12 protein-coding genes are annotated in these 11,382 nt (G+C 39.0%); 11 read left to right on the forward strand and 1 reads right to left on the reverse strand.

Going from position 1 to position 11,382, the window contains the following annotated elements; genetic code table 11:
* The first annotated feature begins 55 nt into the window (after positions 1-55).
* From J2Z32_RS13525 to copZ, 11 genes are all read left to right on the forward strand, one after another.
* Positions 56-571: an RNA polymerase sigma factor gene (locus tag J2Z32_RS13525; protein WP_210089697.1), complete on the forward strand. Its 516-nt coding sequence runs from the start codon at positions 56-58 to the stop codon at positions 569-571.
* On the forward strand, positions 564-2,573 hold the full coding sequence (locus J2Z32_RS13530; RefSeq protein WP_210089698.1) for a TolB family protein: 2,010 nt from the start codon (positions 564-566) through the stop codon (positions 2,571-2,573). Before J2Z32_RS13525 ends, J2Z32_RS13530 begins: the two co-directional genes overlap by 8 nt.
* 228 nt (positions 2,574-2,801) lie before the next feature.
* Positions 2,802-3,557 (forward strand): RNA polymerase sigma factor, encoded by a 756-nt coding sequence (locus J2Z32_RS13535; RefSeq protein ID WP_210089699.1) that lies wholly within the window; start codon positions 2,802-2,804, stop codon positions 3,555-3,557.
* 17 nt (positions 3,558-3,574) lie between these two features.
* Positions 3,575-4,579 (forward strand): hypothetical protein, encoded by a 1,005-nt coding sequence (locus J2Z32_RS13540; RefSeq protein ID WP_210089700.1) that lies wholly within the window; start codon positions 3,575-3,577, stop codon positions 4,577-4,579.
* 20 nt (positions 4,580-4,599) lie between these two features.
* Positions 4,600-5,337 (forward strand): LamG domain-containing protein, encoded by a 738-nt coding sequence (locus J2Z32_RS13545; protein ID WP_210089701.1) that lies wholly within the window; start codon positions 4,600-4,602, stop codon positions 5,335-5,337.
* Between the two features lie 405 nt (positions 5,338-5,742).
* The gene (qoxA, locus tag J2Z32_RS13550) at positions 5,743-6,789 is read left to right on the forward strand and encodes a cytochrome aa3 quinol oxidase subunit II (RefSeq protein WP_210089702.1); all 1,047 of its coding nucleotides are present in this window, start codon (positions 5,743-5,745) and stop codon (positions 6,787-6,789) included.
* 21 nt (positions 6,790-6,810) lie between these two features.
* Positions 6,811-8,754, forward strand: coding sequence for a cytochrome aa3 quinol oxidase subunit I (gene qoxB / locus J2Z32_RS13555; protein WP_210089703.1), 1,944 nt, complete (start codon positions 6,811-6,813; stop codon positions 8,752-8,754).
* Entirely contained in the window at positions 8,751-9,347 is a 597-nt protein-coding gene (qoxC, locus tag J2Z32_RS13560) for a cytochrome aa3 quinol oxidase subunit III (RefSeq protein ID WP_210089704.1), read from the forward strand. Before qoxB ends, qoxC begins: the two co-directional genes overlap by 4 nt.
* Position 9,348: 1 nt before the next feature.
* Positions 9,349-9,639, forward strand: a complete 291-nt coding sequence (qoxD, locus tag J2Z32_RS13565; protein ID WP_210089705.1) for a cytochrome aa3 quinol oxidase subunit IV — start codon at positions 9,349-9,351, stop codon at positions 9,637-9,639.
* A 122-nt stretch (positions 9,640-9,761) separates the two neighbouring features.
* The gene (locus J2Z32_RS13570) at positions 9,762-10,094 is read left to right on the forward strand and encodes a metal-sensitive transcriptional regulator (RefSeq protein ID WP_425343003.1); all 333 of its coding nucleotides are present in this window, start codon (positions 9,762-9,764) and stop codon (positions 10,092-10,094) included.
* Positions 10,095-10,111: 17 nt separating this feature from the next.
* Entirely contained in the window at positions 10,112-10,312 is a 201-nt protein-coding gene (copZ, locus tag J2Z32_RS13575; protein WP_210089706.1) for a copper chaperone CopZ, read from the forward strand.
* A 98-nt stretch (positions 10,313-10,410) separates the two neighbouring features.
* Here copZ and J2Z32_RS13580 read toward each other — a convergent pair whose 3' ends face one another.
* Positions 10,411-11,202 carry a TatD family hydrolase gene (locus J2Z32_RS13580; protein WP_210089707.1) on the reverse strand — a complete coding sequence of 264 codons (792 nt, stop codon included), beginning with the start codon at positions 11,200-11,202 and terminating at the stop codon, positions 10,411-10,413.
* Positions 11,203-11,382 lie beyond the last annotated feature (180 nt).

An 11,382-nucleotide genomic window follows, 5' to 3' on the forward strand; every position in this document is an offset into this window, starting at 1 on the left:
TTTGATACTTTTTACACCTTCATTCGGTTGTATCATTGTGAGGGGGGAGATTACAGTGCATGAGCAGTTTGCTTTCATGTATGACACATTGTTTGATGATGTATACAGATATGTGCTTTTTAAGGTTGGAAATAAGTGGGTAGCTGAAGATTTAGTGGGTGACATTTTTCGTAAAGCCTTTCAGCGGTTTGATGTGGTAGGTGACGTTGAGCTTGACCAACAAAAGGCATGGCTGATTACGATTAGTCGCAATACAGTCATTGATTATTATCGTAAAAAGAAGGAAGTTCCTTACGGACATGATCCAGAAGTATTTGGTTATGGTGAAATTGTTTTGGATGTGTCAAATTCTAATGATACGAAACAGGAGTGTCTCGAGCAAAGCCTGTCAAAGTTAAACCCACAGGAAAAAGAGATTATAAATCTTAAATATATTGTAGGTTTAAAATATTCTGAAATTAGCGAAATGACCAATAAGCAAGAGGATTGGCTCAAGATGAAATCACATCGGATTAAACAGAAAATGTTGATTTTTATCCATCGTTGTATGGGAGGTGTTAACCATGCGTGAGGAACAGAGCTGGGAGGAGGTTATTGAGCAATTAAAGCAAGGGTTGCCAGTGAACCAAGAGCTAAAACGTAAGTTAAGGTCGCAATTGCTAAATGAGGGGACAGGTGAAGGAACAGGAGATGGCGATCATCGTATGAACGAGACCACTTCATTGCTTAAAAAACATCGGCGTGCAGGTTACTTGAAATGGGCTATGGTAGTTACGGCGGCAGCAAGTATTGTACTTACTTTGTTATGGACTATGAAGAAGGAGGAATCTCAGGTATTAGCCTCGTCCTTACACCTATTTGAACAATATTCACTTCAGGAGCAATTAGGTCGTGAGCAAAGTGAAGGTATGGCAGAATACAATGGTATTGTGTACTTGCCTATGAACAAGTCAGGCTTATATGAGTTAAATAAAAGTAAATTAACGAAGCTAATTACAGGTGACATTAATTACGTTAAAGTGTCTCCAAATGGTGAGCAATTAATATATGTTCAGCAAAATATGTTATTTCTTTATGACTTAAAGAAGGGTACATCTCAATTGTTGCTTGGGCAAGGTAAAGGCTTAGGAAAGCTGAGTACACCGGCATGGTCTGAGGATGGAGCGCAGCTGCTATTCGTTAATACTTCAGCTAATCCTACTGAGAATAAGAGGGGGAATGAAGAACAAGAAGCACAAAGCGAGATTATGAGTATGACCATTGCCGATAAGCAATGGAAAAAAATTACGACGGGGAAGTATCCGAATTATGTGAAGGGGCAAGAGGGGATCTTCTTTGAACGTAATAAACAGATCATTTATTTGGATTTAGACACTAAAGAAGAAAAGGTGCTTGATTCAGGGCAGATGCCTGCGGTATCCAATGATGGAAGCTATGTTGCTTATATTAAAACTAAGGGTGAACCAGAGCTACAGGATTTATGGATAGCGGATTCTAATTTTAAAACGAAAAAGCAAATTACGTCTAACCAATTGATGGATTACGCTTTTGATCCAAAAACAGGGGATTATATTGAAGGTAAACAGCAAGCTAGATATACCTTGGATCAACCCGTATGGAGTAATCAGGACAACCGACTTTATGTATATAAGGTGTTCCATACGAATGAAACTTGGCGGAAGCTAACACGACTCCAGCTTTCTACAGTGAAGCTAACTCCAAGTGATATTGTAGGGAGCTCTATAGGAGCTCTGATTTATCGAGATGAGGAATACGCGCATTCCTTTTTTAATTACGACCCAGGTTATTTAAAGGGAACTAATCCGAGACAGGTGGGGTATCGCATTGTTAGTAGCACACAGAAAGAGGACAAAACGATTGTAGAGGCTGATACGTTTTTGTCTAATGCGGATCCTTATTATCAGATTGACAAGCAACGTTATACCGTTGTAGATACACCATTAGGTTATAAAATAAATGCAGCAGAATCTTTGGGATGGATAGAGATTACGACTCAGAAAAATGGAATTTATTTAACACGATATGCACCAGGTGAAGATAACGTGGTGGCGTCTAATAATAATGAGAAGCCTAAGGAGAGCGAAATGTTAGTTCAGTATGAAGCGATTCCTGAGCAACAGGGCTGGGAAAAAGGTGAGATCACTAGTGTGCAATATGATGAGAAAAACCAACGTGTATTTTTTACGATGACTCGAACAGCGGGAAAAGAAACAAAAATCGTTATGTTTGACTATGACTTACAGAATAAAGGCTTTAGGGAATCTACGATATGGCAAGGCCAAGGCGAAGGGCGAACAGTATTACTTCAGGTTAACAATGAGCGGAATTATGCGGCGATAAATATTCAGCTTGAAAATGAAAAGGGGGATCTTATCATCGCGGATTTAGTCACTGGAAAGACATCTTCCATGGCAAGTGTGACTAATCAGAATGGATATTTATTAGTGCCGAGATATTGGAACAACAACAAATATGAATTTTATGTGCAAAATGAAGCTAGAGATATTTTTTACACCTACGATCCACAGAAGGCAGCATTAGTATATGATTAATTGCATAATGAGTTAAAGTAAATAAAGGGGCTTTATGGAGTATTATGGAGTAAAGTCCCTGCTTAATTTTTGTGGTTAACATACCACAACCATATACATAGTAGTATGAGAATTATGTTGATTACTTTACTGGTTTAAAACAGGAAAGTTTTATTAGAAATAAATTTTTAAAAATTTTATAGATTTTTGTCCTGATTGGCATCAATGATATAAGGGGGGAAATCGCTTATGTTGAACTGCGAAAAGAATCCAGTTAATGAGGAGGATACAGATATTGAAGCTATAGGGGATGACGATTTAATTGATTTAGCGAAAACTGGAGATCATGATGCATTTGGGGAATTAGTTCGTCGTCATCGCACGAAAGCGTTTGGCTGGGCGCAAAAGCTAACTCAGGATCCATTTGTAGCTGAAGATATTGCACAAGATGCGCTTATAAGGGCATTCCTTCATTTGGGAGATTTAGTTGATACACAGCGGTTCAAGCCATGGTTAAGGAGGATTGTACATAATCTTGCATATATGAAGCTTAGACGTGGAGGACCCTATAGTAAGGAGATGCCATTTACAAGCTATGATTCTCTACTAGGGAATAAAAGTACAAGGAAAACTTCAATCCGAAATTGGGATAGTATTGACCAAGTGCTATATCATCTTCATAAGTCAGTGACAAATGTAGAGAAGTATAGCTTGGATCCTATCTCTATTGTCATACGTAAAGAAACTATAGATGGAATTCGTGAATTGCTGAGCTGTTTAAGTAAGCGGGAAAAGGATATTTTTGAATCTTACTTTTTTAACCAGCTACGACCTGCCGAAATTGCAGCTATGTTTCAAACCTCCACCAGTAATATCTACAATTATATTTCAGCCTCTAGACGAAAGGTACAGCAGCAACGTCTTAAAGTCCAGATTAATGTATATATCAAGATGAGAAGAGATCTAGGACTACCAGTCTCAAAAAAGCTACCTTGTCCACGATAATAAAAGGAGTGATTATGTTGTCTACAAATCAATGCTCATTTGATTCCAATAAGTATACTCATACAAGTGCTGCTCAGGCGTTATTTAGAATGATCGGATACACTGACAAAAAGGAGATTTCTCTTATTGATGTTATGGGCTATACAAGCTGGGCGTTTCGCATTAATATTCATGCTAGAACAGTAGATATTGGGGGCCCATATGCCTCCTTGAACTGGGGAAAGGTTTTTATACAAGGCATGAAAAATCTTGGCTTTATGTGCGAGTCTATGGGAGAACCTAATTTTATGTCTCCGTCACCAGAGGAGCTCCAACAAGCATTAATATTTGTACAGAGCAATATTGACCGAGGAATCCCTGTTATGGCGTGGGATTTGTTTGTTCCAGAATTTGGTGTTATTTATGGGTATGACGATAAAAAGCAGCTTCTTAACTGCAAAGATACTGCACAAGATGGACTATTGCCTTATGCTAAGCTTGGTCGAGGGCGTATTGGTGAGCTTTTTATGATGGGTATAACTGATAGCTTTGAGGTTGACGAAGTAACAGCTTTCCATGGCGCGCTTGAGTTAGTTCTTGATCATGCCTTCAGGCATATGCCCCGTCATGATGATGAGCCTTACCATAATGGTCTTGCAGCATATGACGCATGGATTCAAGCGTTTCAATCTCAGTCAATTGAGGTGGTAGGAAATGCTTATAATGCTCTAGTTGTAAGTGATGCTCGTGAATTTGCATACAAATTTCTCACTAGTTTAGCTCAGAAGTGGAGCTGTGCTTCTCCGATACAAGTGAAGGTTTCACAATTTATACAAGAAGCTGCGAAACATTACTATGAGGTTGCATGTAATTTGGTAAAAGTTCGAACGCTTTTTCCATTCCCTCAAGGTGGAGCACCAAATGCTCCGGATAACGCACATACTGCAATTGAGCTTCTTAGAAATGCCCAGAAGGCAGAAAAACTCGGAATTGGGCAGTTACAAATGATATTTGATATTTTAGAGCAGAGCTTAAGCAGGTAATATGCAGAAGGAGGGAAAGCATGACAATACCAACAGATGGTTTAGTTGCTGAGTATTTATTTAACGGAAATGCACTTGACACAAGTGGAAATGAAAATCATGGAAAGGTCGAAGGTGCAATTCCAACACATAATAGATTTCATGAACAGAATACAGCGTTGTTTTTTGCGGGGAGTGGGAGTCATGTTGTTCTTGAGCCTACGAGAGTACTGAACTCAGAGACGTTTTCTTTATCCGTATGGGTTAAATATGATGAAGGAGCCAAAATGAATTGGTGGAATAATGCGATTGTTTCACAAGATGATAATGGACGCATAGCTGATAAATCGCGCAGAGTGTTTCAAATAAGCACAATGAGAAATAAGGTCAGAATTCATTTTATGATGGACACATCGGATGTGGAGACAAAGCATGCTTTGGAGCGAGGCAGATGGTACCACCTAGCTGTGATTTGTGATGGTTTATATTTTAAGCTCTATTTGAACAGTCAGTTACAGGATACTCAACAATATGCATTTAGACCAAACGCTGAAGAGCCAATATATATTGGGAAAAAAAATTCGGATGAACCTCGCTTCTTTTTTCATGGTGCAATCGATGATCTTCGCATATATAACGTGATATTAAGCCAGCAAGAAATAATAGCACTGTATACCGAGCAAGGTTATGATGAGAAGTTAGAAGCTATTACCCCACTTCCTGTCGCCAAAAGAAGGGAATCTTGCAAAAAGAAAAAGGTACTTGAAAAACCGCTATAATGACTACGATATTTTTTATGCAGGTCTTAGGCTAACCCCAATTTCTAACTTAAATCCCAGGGCGGAAAATTGGGGTTTTTCATTTTTCAAGTGATAAAAATCACGTAATATAGTTTTTGTATGACAATTTAATGAATTTATTAAATAAAAACCTTAATTGTGAACAAATTTCGAAATCGGCTTATTTGCCTGTATTTGGTCTTAAATCGCTGAATTTGAGGGAAAAGTGACAAATAGGTACGAGTTGAGGTATAATAAATGGAATTAAATACCATAATTTACTTTCTCTATGCTTTGAATTTATTTAAAGGCTTTCATAACATAGATTTTAGCTAAATAATAATAAACATGCAAAAAGTTTAAAAATTGATGTTTGTTAAATGAAGAAAGGGGTATCGGTATCTTATGAAAAGGCTGCTGGCAATATTTTCAGCACTACTTCTTGTGCTCCTGACCGGATGTAACTCGCTAGCCGTATTAAATCCGCAAGGTCCGGTTGCCAAAACCCAATCAGACGTAATTATTATGTCTATCTTAATTATGTTGGGTATTTTGCTGGTTGTGTACATCTTATTTGTTGTGTTCCTTACTAAATATCGTGCATCTAAGGCAGCGCCAGATTATGAGCCACCTCATGAAGAGGGCAACAAGTGGCTAGAGATTATTTGGATTACAATCCCTGTCATCATAGTTGCGTTTTTATCCGTTGTTACATTGCGGAGTACCTATGCGGTAGAAAACGTACCAGCTGGATATGAGGATCAAAAGCCGTTAGTCATTTATGCAGCATCCTCCAACTGGAAATGGCACTTTAGCTATCCAGAGGAAGGGATTGAGACTGTAAATTACGTCAATATCCCAACACACCGTGCAGTTGAGTTCAGACTTTATTCTTATGGACCGATTACAAGCTTCTGGGTTCCACAACTTGGCGGTCAAAAATATGCCATGAGCGATATGGTGAATAAGCTGAATTTAGTAGCTGAAAATGCTGGATCATTTATGGGGAAAAATGCGAACTTCTCTGGACGGGGTTTTGCAGATATGGAATTTGAGGCACTTGCTTTGACCCCTGAAAAATATGATGAGTGGGTTAAGGAAGTAAAGCAAACCGCTTCTGAGTTAACAGAACAAGAGTTTAAAATGCTGTTAGAGTCTGAGCATGTTGGACGGAAGACTTACTCTTCTACGCATTTAAGCTTTATGCCACCACCTGAAGGTGAATATGGCGGTCATAACCATGGTGGGGATTCATCTCATACAGGAGACAATGAGTCCAAAGATCATTCCGATATGGAAGACATGGATCATTCTGATATGGATATGGATCATTCTAATATGGACAACTCAGATCATAAAGACAATACCAATGGACAACATGATTCTGATCACAATGGTAGCCATAATGACGGTCACGATCATAGCGAAGTTGGCTCATCCGATAAAAAATAGTGTGAAGGGGGTTAGCATCATATGAAATGGGACGAATTGCTCGTCACAGGAGAACCGATGATTTATGGCGCTCAAATTAGTATTTTGATCGTGTCTTTAGCCATCGTTATTGGTTTAACCTATTTTAAAAAATGGGGTTATCTCTGGCGTGAATGGTTAACGACGGTAGACCATAAAAAAATCGGTATTATGTATATTATTAGTGCATTGATTATGCTATTCCGAGGCGGCGCAGATGCCATCCTTATGAGAGCACAGCTCGCAGTTCCTGAAAACGGGTTGTTAAATGCACAGCATTATAATGAAATATTTACAACACATGGTGTAGTCATGATTTTGTTTATGGCGATGCCATTTGTTATCGGTTTAATGAACGTTGTAGTGCCTTTGCAAATTGGGGCAAGAGACGTTGCATTTCCACGTTTAAACGCAGTAAGCTTCTGGTTGTTTTTTGTAGGCGCAATGTTGTTTAATATTTCGTTTGTTATCGGGGGATCACCAGACGCGGGCTGGACAGCGTATTTCCCGCTTGCGAGTCTAGAATTTAGTCCAACGGTCGGAAATAACTATTATGCAATTGCATTGCAGATTTCCGGGATTGGTACTTTGCTAACAGGTGTTAACTTTATCGTTACAATTTTGAAAATGCGCGCACCTGGTATGACGTTGATGAAAATGCCAATGTTTACTTGGTCTATTTTAATCACCTCCGTCATTATTTTGTTTGCTTTCCCTGTATTAACGGTGGCATTAGCCTTAATGGCCTTTGACCGACTATTTGGCTCTCAGTTCTTTACGATGGCCAATGGCGGGATGGATATGCTCTGGGCCAACCTGTTTTGGGTATGGGGGCACCCTGAGGTATATATTGTAGTTTTACCAGCCTTCGGTATTTACAGCGAAATTATCGCTACATTCTCACGTAAAAACCTATACGGCTATAAATCCATGGTATTTAGTATGGTTGTAATTTCCGTATTATCCTTCCTTGTATGGGCGCATCACTTCTATACAATGGGTCATGGTGCTACAGTGAATGGCTTCTTCTCCATTACAACGATGGCGATTGCTGTTCCAACCGGTGTGAAAATATTTAACTGGCTCTTTACGCTGCGAAAAGGGCGAATAGAGTTTACAACGCCGATGTTATACTCCTTAGCATTTATTCCGATTTTCACCATCGGTGGGGTAACAGGGGTTATGCTAGCGATGGCAAGTGCGGATTACCAATATCATAATACGATGTTCTTGGTTGCCCACTTCCACTATGTATTAATTCCAGGTACCGTATTTGCAGTAATTGCAGGCTTCTACTACTGGTTCCCTAAACTATTTGGGTTCCGTCTTAATGAGAAGCAAGGTAAGGCTGCATTCTGGACGATTGCAATTAGCTTTAACGTTACGTTCTTACCGTTGTTCTTCCTAGGTCTAAAAGGGATGACAAGACGGATGTACACCTATTCTGCGAGCACAGGCTTTGGTCCGCTCAATTTGATTGCATCTATTGGTTCTGTAGGCTTGCTGATTGGATTTATGATTCTTGTGTACAATATTTACTGGAGTTTCCGTTATGCACCAAGAGATAAGACTGGAGATCCTTGGAACGCACGTACACTTGAGTGGAGTACGCATAGTCCTGTCCCTGAGTATAACTTTGCCATTGTTCCTAAGGTGGAGGGTCTTGATCCATTCTGGGAGCAGAAAAAAGGTGGTAAACAGCTATACGAAGGTGAGCTTGAAGAAATTCATATGCCAAACAATAGTGGTCAGCCGATTATTTTATCAGCGATATTCTTTGTTTGGGGCTTTGGGATGGTATTCAGCTGGTGGCCTGCGGTTGTGGTATCTACGATCGGTATTGTAGTGATGTTAGCAATAAGATCATTTGAGAAGGATCATGGTCATCATATTCCTGTTAAGACAATTAGAGAAACTGAAGAACGATTGCGGGGTGAAAACGCATGAAAGTAGATCATACGCTACCGCTAGAATATAGCACAGAGGATAATAGTAACAAAATTCTTGGATTTTGGTTATTCCTTGGCGCAGAAATTGCGTTGTTCGCTACTTTGTTTGCCGTATATTTTACCCTTTGGAATCGTACAGGTAGTGGCCCAGCGGGTAAAGATATATTTGAGATTACGCCTGTTTTGCTTGAAACCTTCTTGCTTCTAACAAGTAGTTTCACTTGTGGCTTGGTTATTAATAGCATGAGACATAACATGAAAAAGGCAGCAATGACTTTCTTAGTCATTACGTTGTTGCTTGGTCTTGGCTTCCTAGGTATTGAGATTTTTGAGTTCGTGACATATGTACATGAAGGTGCTACGCTTCAGACAAGTGCGTTTTTATCTAGCTTGTTTGTGTTGCTTGGCACACACGGCTTGCACGTTACGATGGGGGTATTATGGGGCCTTGCACTATTAATACAAATTCGTAGCCGTGGATTTAACCCTGTAACTGCGAATAAAACATTTATTTTCTCTCTGTATTGGCACTTCCTTGATGTTGTATGGATCTTTATATTTAGCTTTGTTTACCTGAAAGGACTGATGTGACATGAAGAAACTTTTCCCGCTTCAACATGTAATGGGTTATGTGTTCTCGTTGATCCTTTCTGCGGTTGCACTGCTAGCTGTGTTCGGTGATTTGTCCTATACGTGGGGCTTAGTCATTTTGTTAGTATGTGCAATGGTACAAATGGGTGTTCAGTTATTTTTATTCATGCACATTAGCGAGAATAGATCCAGAGGAACGTTGTATGTGAATATTGCTTATGCTATGTTTGTGGCATTAGTTACGATTTTTGGAACATTATTTGCAATGATTTGGGGCTATAATCTTCCTTAATGAAGGGAAAAATACCTTTGTTGCTTATGAGCACAGAGGTATTTTTTTACCTCTTTACATACCCCTAGGGGGTATAATATAATGTAGATATGTGAAACATAGCGGAGAAGGGAGATGGTAGTGTGGCAAAGCTCAAACAAAATCCTGAAACCCATTGTGAAACTCACATCGATGAGGTCAGGCATAGTCACCATTCTGAGGCGGTAAAAAATAACCTGATTTCTCGCTTAAATCGGATTGAAGGACAAATACGTGGCATTAAGGGCTTAATAGAGAAGGATACGTATTGTGATGATGTCCTAAATCAGATTGCAGCAGCACAATCAGCACTGAATAGCGTGGGTCGCTTATTACTTGAGGGACATATGAAGAGCTGTGTGATTGAAAGGATTCAAGCTGGTGAAGAAGAAGTGATTGATGAATTACTGTCTACAATGAATAAATTAATGAAATAGTATAGGAGGAATAAAAGATGAAATCTGTAACTTTAAATGTAGAAGGTATGAGCTGTAACCACTGCGTGAAATCCGTTGAAGGTGCTGTTAGTGGCTTAGGTGGAGAAGCGAAAGTGGATTTGGCTAATAAAAAAGTAGAGGTTAGCTTCGATGAGGCTAAAACTACTGTAGAAGCGATCAAAGAAGCGATCGAAGATCAAGGCTACGATGTAGTTTAATGCTTTTAATCTGTTACCGATTGAGTTCTAATTAAAAGGACAACTGCGAGGAAAGGTTTGCAGTTGTCCTTTATTTATTTTGTATGATTAACTGTAATTTATAAGTTGTAAAATTTTTTCGTGTTTAACCTAATTTGCTCACATACCTCATGAAGTGGTTTAAGAGATAGTTGGGCATAGAAGGAAGCGGATTCATGAATCATAGAAGGGTGTGTCATCTGTCCAGCAAAGGGACCCTCAAATGGCCACGGCCCATCCGTTTCGAGCATCACTTGTTCAATGGGATAGTGAAGGGCAATCTCCTGAATTTCCTCCTCGTATAAAATATCCGGTGTGAACGATATATAATACCCACGTTGTACCATCCTTTGTAGTGTCGCTGTAGAGCCTTTAAACCAATGAAAATGGGCTTGCTTGATGTCGTATTCCTCTAACAGGTCACATACGATATCTGCATCTTCATATACAGCATGGAGAACCACTGGTTTATCATATTTTTTAGCTACCTGTAACAACTTTCCTAGCCACATAATATAGGGTTCAATCTCGAACTTCTCTCCACTTTGAATCGCTTCCATTTTTGTGTAATACGGTAATCCAATTTCTCCAATCGCAACCATCTCTGTGATATGTGTCTCCAGCCACCTTAAAAGTTCTTGTTGTTTTGTCTCATCCGGCAGTATTTGCTCTGGGTGAAATCCACATGCAGCATAAACAAGTTGTGGAAATTGTTGGCTTAATGTTAAATTGTCCTTACTGGATGCTAAATCCATTGATACACTAATGACCGAATCAATATTAGAACTTAATAAAAATTTGGTTATATTTGTTATGGACTCTTTTGGATATTTATCCAAATGGATATGGGCATCAATTAACGATATGGTCATAAATTAATAACCTCGATCTAATGTTTTCTTCATTATACCGCGGATTTCACTGTTTTTATTAAAAAAATTTAATATAAGCAAATGATGTCGTACAATAACAATTATGCGACCTTTCTATGAGTCTATCATGAAAAAAATGGAATGCTTTGTTGTTAATACATATTATAGGACATTTGCGTG

Source organism: Paenibacillus turicensis (assembly GCF_017873435.1).
GTDB lineage: Bacteria > Bacillota > Bacilli > Paenibacillales > Paenibacillaceae > Fontibacillus > Fontibacillus turicensis.

Excerpts from the sequence above, each read along its gene's own strand:
- J2Z32_RS13530 (WP_210089698.1), top strand. The coding sequence starts at position 564 with ATGCGTGAGGAACAGAGCTGGGAGGAGGTTATTGAGCAATTAAAGCAA.
- J2Z32_RS13535 (WP_210089699.1), top strand. The coding sequence starts at position 2,802 with ATGTTGAACTGCGAAAAGAATCCAGTTAATGAGGAGGATACAGATATT.
- J2Z32_RS13545 (WP_210089701.1), top strand. The coding sequence starts at position 4,600 with ATGACAATACCAACAGATGGTTTAGTTGCTGAGTATTTATTTAACGGA.
- qoxA (WP_210089702.1), top strand. The coding sequence starts at position 5,743 with ATGAAAAGGCTGCTGGCAATATTTTCAGCACTACTTCTTGTGCTCCTG.
- qoxB (WP_210089703.1), top strand. The coding sequence starts at position 6,811 with ATGAAATGGGACGAATTGCTCGTCACAGGAGAACCGATGATTTATGGC.
- qoxC (WP_210089704.1), top strand. The coding sequence starts at position 8,751 with ATGAAAGTAGATCATACGCTACCGCTAGAATATAGCACAGAGGATAAT.
- qoxD (WP_210089705.1), top strand. The coding sequence starts at position 9,349 with ATGAAGAAACTTTTCCCGCTTCAACATGTAATGGGTTATGTGTTCTCG.
- copZ (WP_210089706.1), top strand. The coding sequence starts at position 10,112 with ATGAAATCTGTAACTTTAAATGTAGAAGGTATGAGCTGTAACCACTGC.
- J2Z32_RS13580 (WP_210089707.1), bottom strand. The coding sequence starts at position 11,202 with ATGACCATATCGTTAATTGATGCCCATATCCATTTGGATAAATATCCA.